Raw genomic sequence first — 22,253 nt, forward strand, 5'->3', positions numbered from 1 at the left:
ACAAAAGTGAATAAACGAATTTCCTATTTAGCATCTTTATAATTCTCTTATCCCTACTAACACTTCATTATCCAGCTTTTTCGCTGCCCGAAGATCATATGTTTTTTCATATGTTGGTTCAATTGCAAGTTTCGCTCCATAAAACATAACATCACGCACTTCTTGCACATTTACTTCTATTACAGTTAATTTTAGAGAAATACCTTCCATTCTATCTGTCAAAATTTCACCTGCACCACTTATAGAAAATACGGATTCATTCGCCATTATAGTCAATACCACACCTGTATTATGCCGTATATTTTCCACAATACGTGAACGTTGATCTACTGCAAATCGAATACTAGTTTTACTCACTGCATACACCCAAGAAATAGCACTTACGTTAGGAACTTGCTTTTCGAAATCTGTCGTTGCTATCATAACAATACACTCTTTACGCAACGTTTGTACTAAATCCTCTGTTAAGGTAGGCTCTACTACATTCGCCATATTTTCACCTCCAAACATACTTGGTATATCCTTATCATAACTTATTTTTTGAATTGCGAAAATATTATTTTTTCCCGCTATTATTCAAAAACATTATACTTCCATGATATACTTATACTGATAGAATTCGTATTGAGGTGACGAAATGAGAGTCAAATGTATGATTTGTGATAAAAAAGATATGTTAGATGATGAAAATCCTATGGCAAAAAAACTGCGTAATCGCCCTATTCATACATATATGTGCATGGAATGTTCGGAACGAATTGCAGAGCGTACAATGGAACGTCATGCAAGTGGTAATTTCCGATTATATCGTGATAAAAAAATCGAAGATGATTGGTAAAATGTAAATAAGTCCTTACTCATATAGATAAGGACTTATTTATGTTTTTCTGGTTCACGATTCATCTGATCCAAAAAACAATCAATGGCTTCTAACGGAAACCTTGCAGATTTCCGTTCTCCATTCATTTCATATGTAATTAAATACATTTCCTCGTTCTTTTCGACTTCCACATTTCTTAATTTATGTTCTTCATATATCATATTTTGAAATAACAAATATGTTTCTTTTGCAGCACTATCATCTGGACGTGCTTCCGCAACTGTTTTAATTGTTAACCAATTATATAGTGCATCTTGTACTGAACGCATGAAAACTCCCCTTCCTTATCCTGCTTTTTGTTGTTTCGCTTGACGCAAACGCAATCTATAAATTCCAAGTACAATTGCCGCTACAACAAGTCCTTCTCCAACAGGTAAAAACACAGCAAAAAAGGTTAATACTGTGCATCCAATTGCTAATGATATGTATATCACAATATTTTTTAGTACAGACAACTTTCTAGCAAACCCTAAATTATAAACGAGAGCACTTAATATAATAATCGTCCCATAAAGTAACCACATTCCTAACTCTGGATTTTCATCTACCTTACACAATTTTGCAAAAAAAGACATCCTTTCTAACACACTCTTCCCCCCTAGCAGTAAAATGCAATTTTCTTTATACACTTAATACAAGAGTAACTCGCAAAAAAAATACTGTCCACAAAAATGAGTAAATATTCTAAAAAATAAACAAAATAAAAAAACAACGCCCTTTATAAAGGGCGTTGTTTTTTTATTTTTACGCTTCAACAGATTTCTTTTTCTTAGCAGCTCTTTCGCGCTCACTCTTATCAAGAATCTTTTTACGTAGACGAATTGATTCTGGAGTTACTTCACAGAACTCGTCATCGTTTAAGTACTCTAATGATTCTTCTAAAGTCATTAGGCGTGGTTTCTTCATTGTTGAAGTTTGATCTTTCGTCGCAGAACGAATGTTAGTTTGTTGTTTCATTTTCACAACGTTAACTGTTAAGTCGTTCTCACGAGTGTGTTCTCCTACAATCATACCAGCATATACTTCTGTACCTGGTTCAACGAAGATTACACCACGGTCTTCAACTTGCATAATACCGTATTGTGATGCTTTTCCTGTTTCAAGTGAAACTAGAACACCTTGACGACGTCCACCAACTTGTCCAGCGTGTACTGGTTGGTAGCAATCGAATGTATGGTTTAAAATACCGTAACCACGAGTTAATGTTAAGAATTCTGTTGTGTAACCAATTAAACCACGTGCTGGAACCATGAAAGTAAGGCGAACTTGACCGTTTCCGTTATTCACCATATCTAACATTTCACCTTTACGTGCACCCATAGATTCCATAATAGAACCAGTGTATTCTTCAGGTACATCGATTTGTACACGCTCTACAGGCTCACATCTTACGCCATCAACTTCTTTAATGATTACTTCTGGCTTAGATACTTGTAATTCATAACCTTCACGACGCATGTTTTCAATTAAGATAGATAAATGTAGTTCCCCACGTCCAGATACGATCCACGCATCAGGAGAATCTGTATTATCTACACGTAAACTTACATCTGTTTCTAATTGTGAACGAAGACGCTCTTCAATTTTACGAGATGTAATGTATTTACCTTCACGACCTGCAAATGGGCTGTTATTTACAAGGAACGTCATTTGTAGTGTTGGCTCATCAATACGTAATAATGGTAACGCATCTTCATGCTCAACTGGACATACTGTTTCACCAACGTTGATGTCTTCCATACCAGAAACAGCTACTAAGTCACCAGCTTTTGCTTCTTCAATTTCTTGACGTTTTAATCCAATGTAACCAAATAATTTTGTTACACGGAATTGTTTTACACTTCCATCAACTTTCATTAAAGCAACTTGTTGTCCTACTTTCATTGTACCGCGGAATACACGACCAACTCCAATACGTCCAACGTAGTCGTTGTAATCAAGAAGTGCTACTTGGAATTGAAGTGGCTCTTCGCTGTTATCAATTGGTGCTGGAATATGTTCGATAATTGTATCGAATAATGATTTCATATTCTCTTCTTGATTTGCTGGGTTTGAATCTAAGCTTGCTGTTCCGTTCATTGCTGATGCAAATACAACTGGGAACTCTAATTGATCTTCGTTTGCACCAAGCTCAATGAATAAGTCGATTACTTCATCAACTACTTCATCTGGACGAGCGAAGTCACGGTCAATTTTGTTTACAACTACGATTGGAGTTAAGTTTTGCTCAAGAGCTTTCTTTAAAACAAATCGTGTTTGTGGCATACAACCTTCATATGCATCAACAACAAGTAAAACACCATCAACCATTTTCATGATACGTTCTACTTCTCCACCGAAGTCAGCGTGACCAGGTGTATCTAAAATGTTAATTCTTTTATCTTCATAGTGAATCGCTGTATTTTTCGCTAAAATTGTAATACCGCGTTCTCTTTCTAGATCATTTGAATCCATTGCGCGTTCTTCAACGTGTTCGTTCGCACGGAAAGTCCCCGCTTGACGTAATAACTGGTCAACAAGTGTTGTTTTACCATGGTCAACGTGGGCAATAATTGCTATATTACGTAAATCTTGTCGTTTTTTCAACATGTCCAACTCCTAATGTCTTTTTAATCCTTCTCTATTATAAGAGCGAAGGGGATACAATAGCAATTAAAATAAAAGCAAGAATGAAAATATAGTTGTATTCTTACTTTTGTGAAAGTAAAATGAGATTGGAGGGTGAAGAAATGGAACACATTCAATATCGCTTTTTATTAACTGCAATTATCGGTGTTATTTTCTTAATCGGTATCGGCATTATGATTGCTGAAAATAGTCCAATCGGTATTATTATTTGCATTATCGGCACATTTGTTACAGTTGGATACGGTTTTGTAACAAAAAGAAAAATGCGCAAATCACAATAACGCTAAAAAGTAAGAAGCTTATACACAGCCTCTTACTTTTTTTGTTGCTCTCATATAAACGATAACACTTCTTCATACACTCCTGGTTTTGCAACTAACACACTGCTCTTCTCTATGATAGAAAGTGGCGCTCCAGAGAATGTCGTCACCTTACCTCCAACTTCTTCTACAATTATCTGTCCTCCGCCAAAATCCCATGGTGATAATCTCGGCGTTACATATGCATCTATTCTTCCTGTTGCAACGTATACCATCTCTAACGCTGCACAGCCATATGATCTTGTGCCCCTTGCTTTCTTAACAAGTGCCATCATACTTTCCATATTAAGCAATGGATTATCTGTAAGCCATATCGCATTTAAAGCTACAATACCTTGCTCTACAGTTCCTTTTTTCAATGGAGGAATTGATATATCATTACAAAAAGCTCCAGATCCCTTGACTGCATGATATAGTTCATCATGCACTGGATCATATATAAGTCCAATCTTTCCGATACCGTTCTCATAAATCCCAATTGAAATCGCAAAATTTCTTTTTTGATGAACAAAGTTCATCGTGCCGTCAATTGGATCAATTAACCAAACAACCCCGTCAGAAGACGTTATCTCGTCTCCATAACCCTCTTCTCCTAAAATATTATGATTCGGGAATGTTTCTTTAATTTTCCCAATTAAAAACTGTTCTATCTCTCGGTCCATATTTGTAACTAAGTCAGCTGCATTTGATTTTGTTTCTATAATAAGTGCTTTTTTCATTGATGCCATTAAATGCTCTCCTGCATCCCGAATCCACCGTTTGGCGTGTGCATCAATGTCTTTCCATACTTCTTGCATGTTTAAACACTCCGATCTATACTGTTCACAGAAAAAACGAACCCTTTATAAGGTTCGCACCAACTAATTTTTTATACATATACTATTATTACGCTTCTAAACGAATCATTTCAAGTCTTAACACTTCTAACTTTTGTACACACTCTTCTTTTTTCTGTTTGTCATCTTCCATCATCGCATCATATAAAGTTGCTAATTCATAATCTAGCTCCAAACGTAGCACCGGTATTCTCTTTTCAGCATCTGTTCTCTTTAACGCATTAATCACCTGTCTCATATTATTTGCCTCCTCCCAATATTCGTCTGCCCTCGGACTAGAATTAATTCAATTTTCTGATTTTTTGTTTTATACTATACTATGTTGGATAAATCATCTATGCAACAAAATTATATTTTTTTATTTAAATTTTTTTGTGCTGTTTTTTTTATGAATAGTACAAGCTATGCTAAAATAAAAGCAAAATAGGAGTTGGAGGAACAATCATGACAATACAAACATTCAAGTCAACTGATTTTGATGTCTTTACAGTTGATGGTCTCGAAGAACGAATGAGTGCAATTAAAACGAACATTCATCCTAAGCTAGAAGCTTTAGGGGAACAATTTGCAGAATACTTATCCAAACAAACTGATGAGAACTTTTTTTATCATGTTGCAAAACACGCACGCCGCAAAGTCAATCCACCAAACGATACTTGGGTTGCTTTTTCAACAAATAAACGAGGATATAAAATGCTACCGCATTTCCAAATCGGCTTATGGGGTACTCATGCCTTCATATACTTTGGTTTAATCTATGAGTGTCCACAAAAAGTTGAGACGGCTCATGCCTTCTTAGAACATTTAAATGATTTAAAAACAAATATTCCAAATGACTTCGTTTGGTCCATTGACCATACTAAACCAAGTGTGAAATTACATAAAACACTTGAAACTGAAGACTTACAAAAGATGATTGAACGATTAGCTACTGTAAAAAAAGCAGAATTATTAGTTGGTATTCATATATCACCAGAGGAGTTTTCAGCAATGACCAACGAACAATTCCTTGCTAAGATTGAATCTACGATGCAATCACTCCTTCCTTTATATGCACTTTGTAATCGATAGTAGAAAACGGACAATTTATATTGTCCGTTTTTAGTTGTTATCACATTATATCACTTCAGTTTTTATTTTTCAAAATATTTTTTACATTTTTACAAGCTTTTGTTCTTCGACTTCTTTTGCCCTTTGAATAGCACGATATATAGAGTATCCACTTACTTCTTCAAATTCTTTATCAATTTTCTTTTCTTCTGCTTTCGATGGAACAATCTCTTTAAAACGACGATATAAACCCATTAATTCTTCTCTTATAATCCCTTTTTCATAAGCTTTCTCAATCGCTTCATAAAACTTAACAATTGTAACCATTTCCTCATTTGACCAATCATAATCTAACGGATATTGATATTCCATTTCGCACCTCATTTATCATTTCTTCTTGTTTCATTATGCTATCTTAAAGAGAATATTTTATTCTTCATTATAGCCACTCTGCATTATACACTATTTATTCATTTTAATGGAATTGTCTTCCTCTATTCATTAATTGAGGCTAACTATTAAACATACTCACCTTAAAAACATTTTTTTCTATACATCTATAATTATTGGTGATATAATGCTTTTGTTTTATAGAAAGTAAAGTGAAGCTACCATCTCAAAAACGATTTTTTGAATGGCAGAAAAACAAGCCTTATTCTAAAAAGACTAAACTTTTTTAGAGCAGGATTATATAAAACAAATTACACTAAATATTATGAAGAAGAAGGGGTGTATAGATTGTCCCAATACGAAACACCATTGTTTACCGCTTTAGTTGAGCACAGTAAGCGAAATCCAATTCAATTCCATATTCCTGGTCATAAAAAAGGACAGGGCATGGATCCTACATTTCGCGAATTTATTGGGCATAATGCATTAGCAATTGATTTAATTAATATTGCGCCACTCGATGATTTACATCATCCCAAAGGTATGATTAAAGAAGCACAGGATTTAGCAGCCGTTGCATTCGGTGCAGATCATACTTTCTTTTCTATTCAAGGTACAAGTGGTGCTATTATGACAATGGTGATGAGCGTTTGCGGTCCTGGTGACAAAATCCTAGTACCACGAAACGTGCATAAGTCAGTAATGTCAGCTATTATTTTCTCAGGCGCAAAACCGATTTTCATGCATCCTGAAATCGATCCGAAGCTCGGTATTTCTCATGGAATCACAATTCAATCTGTCAAAAAAGCACTTGAAGAGCACTCAGATGCAAAGGGCTTACTTGTTATTAACCCAACGTACTTTGGGTTTGCTGCAGACTTAGAACAGATTGTACAATTAGCACATTCTTATGACATCCCTGTACTAGTCGACGAGGCTCATGGTGTTCATATTCATTTTCACGATGAATTACCCATGTCAGCGATGCAAGCTGGTGCAGATATGGCAGCAACAAGTGTTCACAAATTAGGAGGCTCTTTAACTCAAAGTTCTATTCTTAATGTGAAAGAAGGCTTAGTGAATGTAAAGCATGTCCAATCTATTATTAGCATGCTTACGACTACATCAACTTCTTACATCTTGTTAGCATCCCTTGATGTTGCGAGAAAACGTCTTGCTACAGAAGGAACAGCACTCATAGAACAAACAATACAATTAGCTGAACATGTTCGTGATGCTATAAATTCTATTGAGCATCTTTACTGTCCTGGAAAAGAAATGTTAGGTACAGATGCTACCTTTAACTATGATCCTACAAAGATAATTGTATCTGTAAAAGATTTAGGTATTACCGGCCACCAAGCTGAAGTATGGCTTAGAGAGCAATATAACATTGAAGTAGAACTCTCAGATCTATACAACATACTATGTCTTATCACTTTGGGAGATACAGAAAGTGATACAAATACACTTATTGCAGCTTTACACGATTTAGCAGCAACATTTAGAAATAGGGCAGATAAAGGTGTTCAAGTACAAGTAGAGATTCCAGAAATTCCAGTGCTAGCACTTTCTCCTCGAGATGCTTTTTATTCGGAAACAGAAGTCATTCCATTTGAAAATGCAGCGGGTCGTATTATAGCTGATTTTGTTATGGTTTATCCGCCAGGGATTCCAATCTTTACTCCGGGGGAAATTATTACACAAGAAAACTTAGAGTATATTCGTAAAAACTTAGAAGCAGGTTTACCTGTACAAGGTCCTGAAGATATGACATTACAAACATTACGTGTTATTAAAGAGTACAAGCCTATCAGTTGATAGGCTTTTTTTTCACCTTTTTTCCTTTTCTTCATACGATACTTAAGAATGTAACGTATAGGTGGGGATACTATTATGATTGTAATAGGCCGTTCTATTGTACATCCTTATATTACAAATGAATATGAGCCATTTGCAGCAGAGAAACAACAAATTTTATCAATAATGGCAGGAAATCAAGAAGTTTATTCCTTCCGAACAGCTGATGAACTCAGCTTTGATCTCAATTTACGAGTTAATATTATTATCTCTGCACTAGAGCTTTTTCAAAGTGGATTTCAGTTTCGTACATTTCAACAATCCTTTTGCAACCCCCAGTATTGGAAAAGAACGTCTCTTGGAGGATTCGAGCTTCTTCCAAACATACCACCTTCTATTGCCATACAGGATATTTTCAAAAACGGAAAACTATATGGAACTGAATGCGCAACCGCTATGATCATTATTTTTTATAAAGCTTTACTATCATTGTATGAGGAAGAAACTTTCAATCGTCTATTTGCAAACCTTTTACTTTATACATGGGACTACGATCAAGATCTAAGGCTCATAACAAAAAACGGTGGCGATCTTGTTCCAGGTGACCTCGTTTACTTTAAAAACCCACAAGTGAATCCAGCTACGATTGAGTGGCAAGGAGAAAACACAATCTATTTAGGAAATTTCTTTTTTTACGGACATGGCGTGGGTGTAAAAACAAAAGAAGAAATTATTTATTCATTAAATGAACGAAGAGTCCCTTACGCTTTTATTTCAGCTTTCTTGACTGATACTATTACCCGTATCGATAGCCGTATAATGAGCCAATACGCTTCTTCTAGTACACCACAGACATCCATAAGTTTTATTCCAATTAGAGATGATGCAATCGTTGCAACAGTTGGTCATACAACTACAATTTATTAAAAAAGCGCCTACACATGTAGGCGCTTTTTCTTATTATTAAGCTTTTGTATGTTCTTTATGGTCACATTCGCAATGAGATCCACATTTCCCGTATAGTACTGTTGATTTTTCATCTTCAAAATGTCCAATTGTTCCTTCACATACTTGGCATACGATTGTTCCCATTTTCATTTCCCCCTGAGTTTTAATAGTAATCTATTTATTTATCATTAAGCTTTCGCATTATCTTTTCTAGCACAGTCACAATTTGTTCCACATTTTCCGTAAAGTACCGTCGTTTTCTCATCTTCAAAATGTCCGATTGTTCCTTCACATACTTGGCATACGATTGTTCCCATTTTTCATTTCCCCCTAAGTTTATGGTCCTAAAAACTTTTAGCTGTCCATTTCCTATCAATTATTGGGCTTTTGTATGCTCTGTGTGATCACATCCGCAAGATCCACATTTCCCGTAAAGTACCGTTACTTTCTCATCTTCGAAGTGTGCAATTGTACCTTCACAATCTTGACATACGATTGTTCCCATTTTTCATTTCCCCCTAAGTTTATAATCCCAAAAACTTTTTGTAACCGCTTAACTTTCTGTCTTTATTTTAATATGTTATACTTTTTACGTCAATAGGTTTTCAGTATAACACATTAAATATTTTTAATTTAAATTAGTATGCGATATTCAAATAAAAAACAGCCATATTTATAAGTACGACTGTTTCAAAATAATTATTCTTCATATTCCGCATGTAAAGAAGTTGACGGAACTAGAAATTTGAAAAACTGAGCTAACTCCTTTGCTTCCTCTTCTGATCCTAATTTAAAAATCTCCTGTATATATTGAACATTCTCTACATCATCTCGTCCGAGTAAAGTAGACCTTCCTGTTTGCATACAAACAATGAGCGGCTTTCCAAAAAACATATTTGTATAAATAACACCAAAATCATAACGTGTATCATGTGTCATAAACCCTAAAAATCGTACCTTCACACTTTCATGCTCATCATACAATTTTTCAAACATTGGTTTCCACCTTTCTACATCACGTTTCATTAATAGTATATTAAACAAAACATGTCATACTCCTTTTAATTGTCAAAAAATTCAGTAGGATGTAGAATGATAGTATTCTACTAAGCTAGGGGGAACTTATATGCAACACGCCTTTATTACGCTTGTACCGAAATCCAACCAACAATCAGTTTCAATAGATGATATAAAACAACTTTTTCATTATTATAAAACAGTTACTTCTAAAACTGGTGCCCAAATTAATTACACGTATACAAATACCGCTTTTCCTTATGAAATTTTAGATACATCTACAACAACATTAAAACTTCAATCCACTCACGACCGGTATGACTCAATTTATATTGGTGTTGGTATAGAAAATGAACAATCTTTCATCCAAGTTTCTTTACCACCTAATGCAACATTTGGTGACAAAGGGAAAGCAAATGAATTTTGCCGTTTTTTAGCGAAGAAATTAGAAGGAGAGTTACAATTATTTAATGGAAGAACAATGTATTTTTATAAACGCTAATTTAAAAAATAGATAATATGATTAAAAATAATATACAATTCGAACATGTAAGAAATAAAGCTTGCTTTCTTACGTGCAATACAAAATATGCTATTACATAGGCTAAATATAGAAATACGAAAAAAAGAATAACTTTATAATGAAACTTATCACCATTCGATAATGTTAATACAGTGGAAAAGCCACTCCATAGTAGTAAATGATAAAATATAACATGTAATATTTTCATGGAACCTTCTCCTTTGACATGCTCTATTTTATTAATATATGGGGTTAAGTTTGAATCAATTACATATTATAGGATGATATATATTACCTTTGAAGTAAGTTAAGCCTGAATCATTTGTTAAAGTATTATATATTCATTCGACAAGTACGTTTAAAGACCTTGCAAGTCATTTGATGAAAATAAAAATAGCCCCTCTCTTACAATAAGAGAAGGGCTATTTACATTACTTAAATTATTTTACAATGTGAATTGGCATTCCAAGAGCAACTTCAGCTGCTTCCATTGTGATTTCACCTAATGTTGGGTGAGCATGGATTGTTTGAGCGATATCTTCAGCTGTCATTCCAGCTTCGATAGCTAAACCAATCTCAGAAATAATATCAGAAGCACCTGCACCTGCAACTTGAGCACCTACAAGAAGACCATCTTCTTTACGTGTTACAAGTTGTAGGAAACCGTCAGTGCTGTTTAATGATAATGCACGACCGTTAGCAGCGAATGGGAACTTAGATACAGTTACAGTCATTCCAGCTTCTTCAGCTTGTTTTTTAGTGTAACCAACAGATGCTAGTTCTGGATCAGTGAAGCATACTGCAGGAATTCCGATGTAATCGATAGCTGATGCATGGCCACTAATTGCTTCTACAGCTACTTTACCTTCGTAAGAAGCTTTGTGAGCTAATGGTGGTCCAGGAACGATATCACCGATTGCATAGATGTTTGGTACATTTGTACGACATTGCTCATCGATTTCGATGATGCCGCGGTCAGTCATTTTAACTCCAACTTGCTCAAGACCGATTTCTTGAGTGTTTGGACGACGACCTACAGTTACTAATACGTAATCTGCTTCTACAGTTTGGATTTCACCTTTAACTTCAAAGCTAACTTTTACGCCAGTTTCTGTTTCTTCAACGCCTTTAGCCATAGCTTTTGTATGGATATTTACGTTACCTTTTTTCTGTAGAGCACGTTTAACAACAGAGCTCATAGCTTTTTCGAAACCAGCTAAGATTTCGTCGCCAGCTTCTACTACAGTAACTTCTGTACCGAAGTTAGCATATGCAGTACCTAATTCCATACCGATGTAACCGCCGCCGATTACAACAAGTTTTTTAGGAATTTCAGGTAAGCTTAAAGCACCTGTAGAGTTGATAACACGTTTAGAGTATTTGAATCCTGGAATTTCGATTGGTGTAGAACCAGTTGCAAGAACAGCATTTTTAAACGTATAAGTTTGAGCTGCATCTTCAGTCATAACGCGTAATGTATTAGCATCTACGAAGTAAGCTTCACCGCGAATGATTTCAACTTTGTTACCTTTAAGAAGGCCTTCAACACCGCCAGTTAATTTCTTAACTACGCCATTTTTCCATTCTTGAACTTTTGTAAAGTCAACTTTTACGTTTTCTGCAGTAATACCCATGTCATCAGAATGCATTGCATTCTCATAACGATGACCTGCATTGATTAACGCTTTTGAAGGAATACATCCAACGTTTAAGCATACGCCACCAAGGTTAGCTTTTTCAATGATTGCTACCTTTTGACCTAATTGTGCTGCACGAATTGCCGCAACGTATCCACCAGGACCTGCACCAACAACGACTGTATCTAATTCAATTGGGAAATCTCCTACTACCATTGTTATTACGCCTCCATTACTAATAATTGTGGGTCATTCAATAGACGTTTAATTTGGTTTAACGCTTTTTGAGCAGTTGCACCGTCAATTAAACGATGGTCAAAGCTTAGAGATAATGCTAATACTGGAGCTGCAACGATCTCACCGTTTTTCACAACTGGTTTTTCAGCGATACGGCCGATACCAAGGATTGCTACTTCTGGGTGGTTGATAACTGGAGTGAACCATTGTCCACCTGCAGAACCAATGTTTGTAATTGTGCAAGAAGCACCTTTCATTTCAGCTGGAGCTAGACGACCTTCACGTGCTTTACCAGCAAGATCATTGATCTCGTTAGAGATTGTGAAGATAGACTTACGATCTGTATCTTTAACAACTGGTACTAATAGACCTTTGTCTGTATCAGCTGCGATACCGATGTTGAAGTAATGTTTATGAACTACTTCTTGAGATGCATCGTCTAAAGAAGTGTTTAACATTGGGTATTCACGTAATGCAGATGTTAAAGCTTTAACAACGTACGGAAGGTAAGTTAATTTAATACCTTTGTCAGCTGCTACTGCTTTGAACTTCTTACGGTGAGCAACAAGTTCTGTTACATCTACTTCGTCCATTAATGTTACGTGAGGAGCTGTGTGTTTAGAGTTAACCATTGCTTTCGCAATCGCTTTACGGATACCACTCATTTTCTCACGAGTTTCTGGATATTCACCAGCTGGGATTGGTTGTGCTTTTGGTGCTTCTTCTTTCGCTGCTGCTGGAGTAGCTTCTACTGCTGCTGGAGCCTCAGTTGCTGCTACAGTTTGTCCACCATTTGCAAATGCATCGATGTCAGCTTTTACGATACGGCCATTCTTACCAGTACCAGCTACTTTATGAATGTCTACACCTTTTTCACGAGCGTATTTACGAACAGATGGCATAGCGATTACGCGCTCATTTACTACTTCTGCAGTTGCTGCTGGAGTAGCTTCCGCTGCTGGAGCTTCTACTGCTGCTTCTTCAGCTTTTGGAGCTTCATCATGATCGTCACCTTTAAATTTAAGGTTTTCGTATCCAGGAGCATCAAATTTAATTAATGTATCTCCTACGATTGCAACTGTTCCTTCTTCTACAAGTACTTCAAGTACTTTACCTTTAACAGGAGAAGGGATTTCTACTACTGCTTTATCATTTTGTACTTCAAGAAGTACATCGTCTTCGTTTACTTCATCGCCTGGTTTAATAAACCATTTTACGATTTCACCTTCGTGGATACCTTCACCGATATCTGGTAGTTTAAATTCAAATGCCACGGAATTCAGCCCCCTGATTCATTTCATTATTATGGAATATGTACAAAAGAAACCAGCATGTGCTGATTTCTTTTGCACATGAAAAGCTAAAAATTAGAAGTTCATTACTTTGTTTACAGCTTCAACAATATCTTTGTGGTTTGGTAACCATACGCTCTCTGCTTGAGAGAATGGGAATACTGTATCAGCAGCTGCAACACGTACAACTGGAGCTTCTAAGTTTAAGATTGCACGGTCGTTAATTTCCGCTACAACGTTAGCTGCAATACCAGCTTGTTTTTGAGCTTCTTGAACTACAACTACGCGACCTGTTTTTTCAACAGAAGCGATGATTGTTTCGATATCTAATGGTTGAACTGTACGTAAGTCAACAACCTCTAAAGAGATACCTTCTTTTTCAAGTTCTTCAGCAGCTTTTAATGCAGCGTGAACCATAGCACCGTAAGCGATAACTGATACATCTGTACCTTCACGTTTGATATCAGCTTTACCTAAATCAATTGTGTAATCACCTTCTGGTACCTCTTGACGGAATGAACGGTACAATTTCATATGCTCTAAGTAGATAACTGGATCGTTGTCACGAATCGCAGAGATTAAAAGACCTTTAGCATCGTATGGAGTAGATGGAATAACAACTTTTAGACCAGGTTGTTGAGCCACTAATCCTTCTAAGCTATCAGCATGTAGTTCAGGAGTATGAACACCACCACCGAATGGAGAACGAACTGTTACTGGAGCAGTCCAACGTCCACCAGAACGGTAACGCATACGAGCTAATTGACCAGAAATTGAATCCATTACTTCATAAACGAAACCGAAGAATTGGATTTCTGGAACTGGACGGAATCCTTCAAGTGCAAGACCAACTGCAAGTCCACCAATACCAGACTCTGCAAGTGGAGTATCCATTACACGATCTTCACCAAATTCAGCTTGTAAACCTTCAGTAGCACGGAATACACCGCCGTTTACACCAACGTCTTCACCAAATACAAGTACGTTAGGGTCATTTTTCATTTCAACGCGTAAAGCATCAGTGATTGCTTGAATCATTGTCATTTGAGCCATGGCTTACTTCGACTCCTTTTCTTTGTAGATTTCATATTGTTCAGCTAAGTTGTAAGGCATTTTTTCGTACATGATTTCCATTAAATCAGTTACTTTTTGTTTTGGAGCTTGGTCAGCCTTAGCAATTGCTTGTTTGATATCTTCTTTTGCTTCTTCGATTACTGTCTCTTCAACTTCTTGAGACCATAGTCCTTTAGCTTCTAAGAACTTACGGAAGCGTACGATTGGGTCTTTTTGTTCCCATTCGTTTTCGATATCTTTTGTACGGTAACGAGTTGGGTCATCACCAGCCATTGTATGTGGACCGTAACGGAATGTTAAAGTCTCGATTAAAGTAGGGCCTTCGCCATTTACTGCGCGCTCACGAGCGAAAGCAGTTGCTGCGTATACAGCTAATGGATCCATACCGTCTACTTGAATTCCGTAAATACCTGCTGCTACTGCTTTTTGTGCTACAGTTTTAGCTGCAGATTGCTTTTCTACTGGAGTAGAGATTGCATAACGGTTGTTTTGAACAACGAAGATTGCTGGAGCTTTGAATGCACCTGCAAAGTTCATACCTTCGTAGAAGTCACCTTGTGAAGCACCACCGTCACCAGTGTAAGTAATTGCAACAGATTTTTTACCACGTAGTTTCATACCTAACGCAACACCAGCAGTTTGGATGATTTGCGCACCGATAATGATCTGTGGAGCTAATGCATTTACATTCTCAGGCATTTGGTTACCCATGAAGTGTCCACGAGAGAATAAGAATGCTTGGTATAATGGTAATCCGTGCCATACTAATTGTGGTACATCACGGTATCCTGGTAAGATGAAGTCTTCTGCTTCAAGTGCGAAATGACTTGCTAATTGAGAAGCTTCTTGTCCAGCTGTAGGTGCGTAGAAACCTAAACGTCCTTGACGGTTTAAAGAAATAGAACGTTGATCTAATACGCGAGTATACACCATACGACGCATTAATTCTTTTAATTGGTCATCAGATAATTCAGGCATAGCTGCTTCATTCACAACTTCACCGTTTTCATTTAAAATTTGTAATGTTTCAAATTGAGCTGCGATAGCTTTCATTTGCTCATCAACATTAAATAGGGTCTTTTTTGTTTTAGTACCCATTCCGTTCACCTCTTCCTCTCTTGAACCATATTCTGAAACGCTTTCACTGGCTATTTTCCAGTTTAAAAAGCGCAACGATGTAAACCAACATGTTTATATGTCGGTTGAGAATAATTTTGTGTACCTAACAATCTGTACTAATGTTTTTTCAGAAACATATTAATACAATCTTGATCACGTTTTTTAGTTTACAACTATTCTAATTACGATGTCAATTACTTTGAATACGTTTTTTTATAAATAATATGCAGGTTTCTACTACACAAACGTGTTTTTATTTTTTACATCTGTATTAGTAAGCATTGACCTACTGTTATATTATTCCCTTTTTCACTTATTTTTTCTCTTAGAATAATATGTAAACGATTTAATTCTCTTTAGTTTTTCTCTCTTCGTAACAAAAATATACAAACTACTCTTCCTTTTTTAGGTAAATACCTATACATTTCTACCCTCTCTTCCATACATTATAGTAACCGCAGTATTAGCGGGAAATAATAAAGGAGGTCATCTCATGTACGGATACTCATATTGCTATCCAACTTGTTCATATCCTTCCTACGGTTATGGCGGTTCTTGTGGCGGGTCTGGACGCGGCTTCGCCTTAATCGTTGTGTTGTTTATTCTTTTAATTATCGTTGGTGCTGCTTGCATTCGCTAATGTAAAACGAAACAACTATGGAAAGAAAAAGACGGCTTTGCCGTCTTTTTCTGTTTATCACATACATAACCTACTCTATAATAGAACGATTTCCAAAATGCCTTCCCTTTCTTGCCGATGACTTTTTCCATCTCCTTTGGTAGACTAAAGAGGAAAGGAGAGATTACATATGCTTACAATGAAAGATGTTATTCGCGAAGGAGATCCTATTTTGCGCAACGTTGCAGAAGAGGTGTCATTACCGGCAAGCGAAGAAGATACAACTACCTTAAAAGAAATGATTGAATTCGTAATAAATAGCCAAGATCCTGAAATGGCTGAAAAATATAGTTTACGCCCTGGAATCGGATTAGCGGCTCCGCAAATCGGTGTTTCAAAAAAAATGATTGCAGTTCATGTAACCGATGCGGATGGTACATTATATAGCCATGCATTATTCAATCCAAAAATCATTAGCCATTCTGTTGAACGTACATATTTACAGGGTGGTGAAGGCTGTCTATCTGTAGACCGCGAAGTACCTGGTTATGTTCCTCGTTATACAAGAATTACAGTAAAAGCAACTTCTATTAACGGAGAAGAAGTAAAATTACGTTTAAAAGGTTTACCAGCAATCGTATTCCAGCACGAGATTGACCATTTAAATGGCGTTATGTTCTATGACCATATCAATAAAGAAAATCCTTTTGCCGCTCCTGATGATTCCAAACCTCTAGAGCGATAATAATAAAGAGGCGGAAGTTAATCTTCCGCCTCTTTATTATGAAATGGGTTCCATATTCACTTATAACAATCCAGCCCACTTTAGTCCATGATATATACCGTCTTCATTAACATCCTTTGTCACATGATTTGCAAGTTTTTTCAAGTCTTCATGGCCATTTCCCATCACAATACCTGTGCCAACGGCTTCGATCATTTCTAAATCATTTAAGCCATCTCCAAATGCATACACTTGGTCACGATTAAAACCTAACTTTTCAATGTATTTCTCAATTCCTTTTGCCTTAGAACCACCATTCGGAATGATATCCATTGAATATGCATGCCAACGAATAAAATGAAAATCTGGATAATGATTAATAAACTTTTCCTCTTCATTTACTTCACAAAAAAGTAGTGTTTGATAAATATTACGTTCCTCATAAAAATTAGGCTCATATGTTGGATGCTCAAAGTTTAAGCTTCCAAAGCCTTCTTTCACATAATCATGATATTCCACTGATGCTCTCATATCTTGATGGTCAAGATATACAAGTGGATATCCTTCTTGTTTTGCAAACTGAGTAAACCTATGTAAAGCATCTGGATTTAACGGATTATTAAATATTACCTCATCTTCAAAGACAACATATTGCCCATTAAAACTAACATAATTATGTATATCAAGTTCCTTACGAATATCTTCGAACATAAATGGCGCGCGGCCTGTCGCAATTGCTACATGTACACCTTTTTCTTGTAACTGTTTTACTGCATCTCGTGTAGATTGCGGAATTTTTTTATCATGATCTAATAATGTTCCATCAATATCAAAAAAGACAATTTTATCATTCATTTGTCAAAATCCTTTCTGGCACTCTATATTCCTATTTTGAATATCACTTTTCAAATTCTAAAAAAAAGTATAACATATTAAACATCTGTGAAGAAAGCGTTCCCTTTCTGACCTTATTTATAAACTTTGCATATATATATTAGTAAAACATGTGGATACTTGTTCGGATGAATTTTCTTTTCCATTCTTCCTCATACTATACCTATAACTAACGGCTACTAATCGTTACTATAGAATAACTTTCACTGTATGGGAAAGGACAAGATTCACCCTTCACTTTTGTCCTATCTCTTATATCAGAGATAGAGTTTTCACTAGTAATAGGCATGTTTAAAATAAGGAAAGGAAGGAGTAATCATGCTGAAGAAGCTGAAGAAAAAGCTCAAGCGTTATTTAAACGGTCTAGTCCGTAAAAAGACAATCGCTTAAATTGTGCCCATTTCGGGCTTTTTCTTCATTCTCATTCGAAAAAACATGAAAATCGTGACTGTTTGCTTTATAATAAGTAACAGATAATGCAAAACATAGACAAGGAGAGGTTTTCCAAATGATTTTTAAAGTATTTTATCAAGAAAAATTAACTGAGGTTCCAGTACGTGAAAATACAAAAGTTTTATATTTAGAGGCTACGTCTGAAAAGGATGTTCGTACAAAATTAAATAAGTTCGCATATAATATCGAGTTTGTTCAGTCTGTTACTGGCGCTCATCTTGAATATGAAAAAGAAAACGCTGATTTAACATTAGCGGAAATCGTATAGCGATATGAAATTTCTAAAAAACGACCAAGTTGCTGTATTTGCTCTCGGTGGGCTTGGTGAAATCGGTAAAAATACATACGCTGTTCAATTTCAAGATGAAATTATTATAATTGATGCTGGAATTAAGTTTCCAGAGGACGAACTTCTCGGAATCGATTATGTAATACCAGACTACACTTATTTTGTGCGAAACGAAGATAAAATTAAAGGGTTATTCATTACACATGGTCACGAAGATCATATCGGCGGAATCCCTTACCTATTACGTCAAGTGAACATTCCGATTTACGGCGGAAAATTAGCAATTGCACTCATCAAAAACAAATTAGAAGAACACGGCTTACTTCGTAAAGCAAAACTTTACGAGATTCAAGAAGATGACGTTATTAAATTCAAAAAAACGTCTGTATCCTTCTTCCGTACAACTCACAGTATTCCAGATTCGTACGGCGTTGTTGTGAAAACACCTCAAGGTCAAGTTGTTCATACAGGTGACTTCAAATTTGACTTCACACCAGTTGGTGAACCAGCTGATTTAACAAAAATGGCTGAAATCGGTAAAGATGGCGTACTATGTCTATTATCTGATAGTACGAACAGTGAAGTTCCAAACTTTACTATGTCTGAGCGTCGCGTTGGTGATAGCATTCAAGACATTTTCCGTAAAGTAGAAGGACGGATTATATTCGCAACCTTTGCATCAAATATCCACCGCTTACAACAAGTTGTTGAAGCTGCTGTTGAAAACAACCGTAAAGTAGCTGTGTTTGGTCGAAGTATGGAAGCAGCGATTGAAATCGGACAAAACCTTGGTTATATTCGTTGCCCGAAAGATACGTTCATAGATGCATCTCAACTAAACCGATTACCAGCTAATAAAGTTGTTATTTTATGTACAGGTAGTCAAGGTGAACCGATGGCAGCACTTTCACGTATTGCAAACGGTACACACCGCCAAATTCAAATTATTCCTGGAGATACAGTTGTTTTCTCTTCTTCACCAATTCCAGGAAATACAATTAGCGTAAGTCGTACAATTAACATGTTGTACCGCGCTGGCGCTGATGTAATTCACGGGAAACTTTCAAATATCCATACAAGTGGACACGGTGGACAAGAAGAACAAAAGTTAATGTTACGTCTAATTAAACCGAAGTACTTCATGCCAATTCATGGTGAATATCGTATGCAGCGTATGCACATGAACATAGCAAATGATTGTGGCATCCCTGAAGAAAATTGCTTCATTATGGATAATGGCGATGTTCTTGCTTTACGTTCGGATGAAGCTAGCGTAGCTGGAAAAATCCCATCTGGTTCGGTCTACATTGATGGAAACGGTATTGGAGATATTGGCAATATCGTATTACGCGATCGTCGTATCCTTTCTGAAGAAGGACTTGTAATTGTAGTTGTAAGCATTGATATGAAAGAATTTAAAGTTGCAGCAGGACCTGATATCATCTCACGCGGTTTCGTTTACATGCGTGAAAGCAGCGATTTAATCAATGATGCACAAACATTAATTACAACTCATTTAGAAAAAGTAATGGAGCGTAAAACAACACAATGGTCTGAAATTAAAAATGAAATTACAGACACATTAGCCCCATTCCTATATGAAAAAACGAAACGTCGTCCAATGATTTTACCAATCATTATGGAAATATAAGAAAAAGGACAATGCCATGAAGGCATTGTCCTTTTCTCTTATCTTAAAAAGTGTTTAAATCGATCCACTTCATCGTCATGACCAATGACAATTAATATATCTCCTGCTTGAATATTCTCCGTAGCTCGAGGGGATACGATAACTTCTTTGCCTCGTTTAATTGCTACAATATTCAATCCAAACTTCGCACGAATATCTAATTCAATTAAAGAGTGCCCATCAATTTTTTTATTCGCAATAATCTCTACAATACTATGCTCATCTGAAAGCTCAAGGTAGTCTAGCACATTGCTTGATGCAATATTATTAGCAATCCTTTTTCCCATATCACGTTCTGGATGCACAATATGATCTGCACCTATTTTACTTAACACTTTTTCATGATAATCATTTTGAGCTTTTACAGTAATATTTTTTACACCCAACTCTTTCAAAATCAAAGTCGTTAAAATACTTGAATTTAAATTATCTCCAATAGCAACGACTACGTGATCAAAATTTCGAATACCAAGGCTTTTTAATACCATCTCATCTGTTGAATCTGCAATTACAGCATGCGAAGCTATATTTGCAAATTCATTAATTTTATCCTCATCTGAATCGATTGCCATTACTTCCATACCTAATTGAGCTAGTTCTCGGCAAATACTTCCACCAAAGCGACCAAGTCCAATGACAGCAAATTCTTTTTCTTTCTCACCCACAAGAATTCCTCCAATAACTTCAAGTACTATTTATTTTCAGTGTAACACACTTTATATGCGTCACAAAAACTGTAATTAGCTCTTATTTTTGTTTTTGTATATAAAAATATTGTTGCAAGTAAAAAGCGATACCAACAAGTAGCATAGCAAATACAAATATATTTCCAAAAGAACTAAATGTTTCAAAAACGAATAATAATGTTTCTTGACCAAAAAAGGCAAATAGAAGCTGTATGAATGCAAATAACAACGCCCATATGTAATGATGTTGATGGAATAAATAATGCGTTGCACCTAAAAAAGCAATAAACGAAACGATAAAGATCCACCAATTTTCTAAAAATAGTTGCCAATTAGAAAATTGATATCCATTTACTAATATCGCAATAAGCGCGATAACTGCCATCGTCGGCACACTCCAAAATAATGCCCGTCCTCTAAAGAAACGAGTACCTTTAACATCTCCTTTTTCATGTGCAATATATGTTAGTACTACTGTGCTTATATACAAAACAGAAAGAATTGTTAAAACGATAATAAGCCAAAAATGTAATTGATAATATTCATGCTCTATATTTGTCACGATTGCAGCTAACATGCACGGAATTAACATTCCCGTCCAACCATCTACTTTTCTTTCATTCCAAAAGACCGTATTACCAATCCTTATTCCTAACAACATAAAAATAATGATACCCAATACAAATAACGTAGTTTTATTCCCTACTAAACTCGTTGAGAAAGCAATTAATCCAATAAATAAAAAGAGCACAAACCCATTCATAATTTCTAGTACAGGTGATAAATATCTCTTCACCCATTTGTATGTTTCGTCATATTCATTATTATCTACTAGACGATAGGCATAAAAACTTATCCCAAAATAAACCGCCGCAATAATAACATACGCATATAAGACGAAACATAAAATCGCACTGCTAATTTGCACGTAATTCCCCACCCTTTTTTCTATGTTTCACATTGATTTTACACACTTTTCATACTAAAAGTAAATATATATAAGTTAGTCAAATAATTAATAATGAGCAGTGGCTAAACCCCCTGCTCATTATTAAAACAGTACAATTAACTTTAATTCTTCCATTTGTATGTAAATGTCTAAAATCAATCTATACGAGCGTTACTTACACCTCAGAACAAAAAGTTT

Annotated in this window: 29 protein-coding genes; 10 read left to right on the plus strand and 19 right to left on the minus strand. The window is 35.8% G+C overall.

The features are described 5' to 3' along the window. Window positions 1-36: 36 nt before the first annotated feature. Window positions 37-492: a pyridoxamine 5'-phosphate oxidase family protein gene (locus tag MKY21_RS19900; protein ID WP_000024597.1), complete on the minus strand. Its 456-nt coding sequence runs from the start codon at window positions 490-492 to the stop codon at window positions 37-39. A gap of 145 nt (window positions 493-637) precedes the next feature. On the opposite strand from MKY21_RS19900, the gene MKY21_RS19905 reads away from it, so the two are divergent. Then, a complete protein-coding gene (locus MKY21_RS19905; RefSeq protein WP_002082250.1) occupies window positions 638-838 on the plus strand; it encodes a YlaI family protein in 201 nt (66 codons plus the stop codon). 35 nt (window positions 839-873) lie between these two features. Here the strand turns inward: MKY21_RS19905 and MKY21_RS19910 are convergent, their stop codons facing one another. The 3 genes from MKY21_RS19910 to typA form a co-directional block, all read right to left on the minus strand. Then, window positions 874-1,149, minus strand: coding sequence for a hypothetical protein (locus MKY21_RS19910; RefSeq protein ID WP_341077222.1), 276 nt, complete (start codon window positions 1,147-1,149; stop codon window positions 874-876). Window positions 1,150-1,164: 15 nt separating this feature from the next. Further along, window positions 1,165-1,467 (minus strand): YlaH-like family protein, encoded by a 303-nt coding sequence (locus tag MKY21_RS19915; RefSeq protein WP_000893662.1) that lies wholly within the window; start codon window positions 1,465-1,467, stop codon window positions 1,165-1,167. Between the two features lie 157 nt (window positions 1,468-1,624). After that, window positions 1,625-3,469, minus strand: a complete 1,845-nt coding sequence (gene typA, locus MKY21_RS19920) for a translational GTPase TypA (RefSeq protein ID WP_000914759.1) — start codon at window positions 3,467-3,469, stop codon at window positions 1,625-1,627. A gap of 140 nt (window positions 3,470-3,609) precedes the next feature. Here typA and MKY21_RS19925 point away from each other — a divergent pair, with 140 nt between their 5' ends. Beyond that, the gene (locus tag MKY21_RS19925; RefSeq protein WP_000400127.1) at window positions 3,610-3,789 is read left to right on the plus strand and encodes a DUF5325 family protein; all 180 of its coding nucleotides are present in this window, start codon (window positions 3,610-3,612) and stop codon (window positions 3,787-3,789) included. Window positions 3,790-3,839: 50 nt separating this feature from the next. Here MKY21_RS19925 and MKY21_RS19930 read toward each other — a convergent pair whose 3' ends face one another. After that, window positions 3,840-4,625 carry an inositol monophosphatase family protein gene (locus tag MKY21_RS19930; protein ID WP_001158703.1) on the minus strand — a complete coding sequence of 262 codons (786 nt, stop codon included), beginning with the start codon at window positions 4,623-4,625 and terminating at the stop codon, window positions 3,840-3,842. A gap of 88 nt (window positions 4,626-4,713) precedes the next feature. Then, complete coding sequence (locus MKY21_RS19935; protein WP_001250164.1) at window positions 4,714-4,902, minus strand: hypothetical protein; 189 nt, start codon at window positions 4,900-4,902, stop codon at window positions 4,714-4,716. Between the two features lie 206 nt (window positions 4,903-5,108). Here MKY21_RS19935 and MKY21_RS19940 point away from each other — a divergent pair, with 206 nt between their 5' ends. Then, entirely contained in the window at window positions 5,109-5,735 is a 627-nt protein-coding gene (locus tag MKY21_RS19940; RefSeq protein ID WP_000155317.1) for a YktB family protein, read from the plus strand. 81 nt (window positions 5,736-5,816) lie between these two features. Here the strand turns inward: MKY21_RS19940 and MKY21_RS19945 are convergent, their stop codons facing one another. Further along, complete coding sequence (locus tag MKY21_RS19945) at window positions 5,817-6,086, minus strand: UPF0223 family protein (protein ID WP_000456549.1); 270 nt, start codon at window positions 6,084-6,086, stop codon at window positions 5,817-5,819. Between the two features lie 366 nt (window positions 6,087-6,452). Here MKY21_RS19945 and speA point away from each other — a divergent pair, with 366 nt between their 5' ends. Both speA and MKY21_RS19955 read left to right on the plus strand, forming a co-directional pair. Further along, the gene (speA, locus tag MKY21_RS19950) at window positions 6,453-7,925 is read left to right on the plus strand and encodes an arginine decarboxylase (RefSeq protein WP_341077223.1); all 1,473 of its coding nucleotides are present in this window, start codon (window positions 6,453-6,455) and stop codon (window positions 7,923-7,925) included. A gap of 75 nt (window positions 7,926-8,000) precedes the next feature. Continuing rightward, window positions 8,001-8,831, plus strand: coding sequence for a protein-glutamine gamma-glutamyltransferase (locus MKY21_RS19955; RefSeq protein ID WP_000635337.1), 831 nt, complete (start codon window positions 8,001-8,003; stop codon window positions 8,829-8,831). Window positions 8,832-8,867: 36 nt separating this feature from the next. Here MKY21_RS19955 and MKY21_RS19960 read toward each other — a convergent pair whose 3' ends face one another. From MKY21_RS19960 to MKY21_RS19975, 4 genes are all read right to left on the minus strand, one after another. Next, window positions 8,868-8,996 (minus strand): GapA-binding peptide SR1P, encoded by a 129-nt coding sequence (locus MKY21_RS19960; RefSeq protein ID WP_000536796.1) that lies wholly within the window; start codon window positions 8,994-8,996, stop codon window positions 8,868-8,870. Window positions 8,997-9,040: 44 nt separating this feature from the next. Further along, a complete protein-coding gene (locus MKY21_RS19965) occupies window positions 9,041-9,169 on the minus strand; it encodes a GapA-binding peptide SR1P (protein ID WP_000536803.1) in 129 nt (42 codons plus the stop codon). A 59-nt stretch (window positions 9,170-9,228) separates the two neighbouring features. Then, a complete protein-coding gene (locus MKY21_RS19970) occupies window positions 9,229-9,357 on the minus strand; it encodes a GapA-binding peptide SR1P (RefSeq protein ID WP_000536778.1) in 129 nt (42 codons plus the stop codon). A 194-nt stretch (window positions 9,358-9,551) separates the two neighbouring features. Beyond that, the gene (locus MKY21_RS19975; RefSeq protein ID WP_000462038.1) at window positions 9,552-9,848 is read right to left on the minus strand and encodes a DUF3055 domain-containing protein; all 297 of its coding nucleotides are present in this window, start codon (window positions 9,846-9,848) and stop codon (window positions 9,552-9,554) included. A gap of 130 nt (window positions 9,849-9,978) precedes the next feature. On the opposite strand from MKY21_RS19975, the gene MKY21_RS19980 reads away from it, so the two are divergent. Further along, window positions 9,979-10,371, plus strand: a complete 393-nt coding sequence (locus MKY21_RS19980) for a DUF1885 family protein (protein WP_001163302.1) — start codon at window positions 9,979-9,981, stop codon at window positions 10,369-10,371. A 1-nt stretch (window position 10,372) separates the two neighbouring features. Here MKY21_RS19980 and MKY21_RS19985 read toward each other — a convergent pair whose 3' ends face one another. The 5 genes from MKY21_RS19985 to pdhA all read right to left on the minus strand — a co-directional run bounded on the left by MKY21_RS19985 (window position 10,373) and on the right by pdhA (window position 15,730). Then, the gene (locus MKY21_RS19985; protein ID WP_000697469.1) at window positions 10,373-10,600 is read right to left on the minus strand and encodes a hypothetical protein; all 228 of its coding nucleotides are present in this window, start codon (window positions 10,598-10,600) and stop codon (window positions 10,373-10,375) included. Window positions 10,601-10,832: 232 nt separating this feature from the next. Next, entirely contained in the window at window positions 10,833-12,245 is a 1,413-nt protein-coding gene (lpdA, locus tag MKY21_RS19990; RefSeq protein WP_000260104.1) for a dihydrolipoyl dehydrogenase, read from the minus strand. Between the two features lie 5 nt (window positions 12,246-12,250). After that, window positions 12,251-13,540, minus strand: coding sequence for a pyruvate dehydrogenase complex dihydrolipoyllysine-residue acetyltransferase (gene pdhC, locus MKY21_RS19995; protein ID WP_000863419.1), 1,290 nt, complete (start codon window positions 13,538-13,540; stop codon window positions 12,251-12,253). Between the two features lie 93 nt (window positions 13,541-13,633). Beyond that, window positions 13,634-14,611: a pyruvate dehydrogenase complex E1 component subunit beta gene (pdhB, locus tag MKY21_RS20000; protein WP_000068168.1), complete on the minus strand. Its 978-nt coding sequence runs from the start codon at window positions 14,609-14,611 to the stop codon at window positions 13,634-13,636. A gap of 3 nt (window positions 14,612-14,614) precedes the next feature. Next, window positions 14,615-15,730, minus strand: a complete 1,116-nt coding sequence (gene pdhA, locus MKY21_RS20005; RefSeq protein ID WP_000536895.1) for a pyruvate dehydrogenase E1 component subunit alpha — start codon at window positions 15,728-15,730, stop codon at window positions 14,615-14,617. Window positions 15,731-16,244: 514 nt separating this feature from the next. On the opposite strand from pdhA, the gene MKY21_RS20010 reads away from it, so the two are divergent. Beyond that, the gene (locus tag MKY21_RS20010) at window positions 16,245-16,391 is read left to right on the plus strand and encodes a YjcZ family sporulation protein (protein ID WP_000274562.1); all 147 of its coding nucleotides are present in this window, start codon (window positions 16,245-16,247) and stop codon (window positions 16,389-16,391) included. Between the two features lie 169 nt (window positions 16,392-16,560). Next, window positions 16,561-17,115 (plus strand): peptide deformylase, encoded by a 555-nt coding sequence (def, locus tag MKY21_RS20015; RefSeq protein ID WP_000957048.1) that lies wholly within the window; start codon window positions 16,561-16,563, stop codon window positions 17,113-17,115. A gap of 60 nt (window positions 17,116-17,175) precedes the next feature. Here def and MKY21_RS20020 read toward each other — a convergent pair whose 3' ends face one another. Beyond that, complete coding sequence (locus tag MKY21_RS20020; RefSeq protein ID WP_000998272.1) at window positions 17,176-17,949, minus strand: Cof-type HAD-IIB family hydrolase; 774 nt, start codon at window positions 17,947-17,949, stop codon at window positions 17,176-17,178. 547 nt (window positions 17,950-18,496) lie between these two features. Between MKY21_RS20020 and MKY21_RS20025 the strand changes: the two genes are divergently transcribed. Further along, entirely contained in the window at window positions 18,497-18,709 is a 213-nt protein-coding gene (locus tag MKY21_RS20025; protein WP_000576435.1) for a DNA-dependent RNA polymerase subunit epsilon, read from the plus strand. Window positions 18,710-18,713: 4 nt separating this feature from the next. After that, window positions 18,714-20,381 carry a ribonuclease J1 gene (rnjA, locus tag MKY21_RS20030; protein WP_000670377.1) on the plus strand — a complete coding sequence of 556 codons (1,668 nt, stop codon included), beginning with the start codon at window positions 18,714-18,716 and terminating at the stop codon, window positions 20,379-20,381. A gap of 38 nt (window positions 20,382-20,419) precedes the next feature. Here the strand turns inward: rnjA and MKY21_RS20035 are convergent, their stop codons facing one another. Beyond that, window positions 20,420-21,085 (minus strand): potassium channel family protein, encoded by a 666-nt coding sequence (locus MKY21_RS20035; RefSeq protein WP_000504032.1) that lies wholly within the window; start codon window positions 21,083-21,085, stop codon window positions 20,420-20,422. 82 nt (window positions 21,086-21,167) lie between these two features. Then, window positions 21,168-22,034 carry a cytochrome C oxidase assembly protein gene (locus MKY21_RS20040; protein WP_341077225.1) on the minus strand — a complete coding sequence of 289 codons (867 nt, stop codon included), beginning with the start codon at window positions 22,032-22,034 and terminating at the stop codon, window positions 21,168-21,170. Window positions 22,035-22,253 lie beyond the last annotated feature (219 nt).

It is taken from the genome of Bacillus sp. FSL R9-9497 (assembly GCF_038005805.1).
Taxonomy (GTDB): domain Bacteria; phylum Bacillota; class Bacilli; order Bacillales; family Bacillaceae_G; genus Bacillus_A; species Bacillus_A cereus.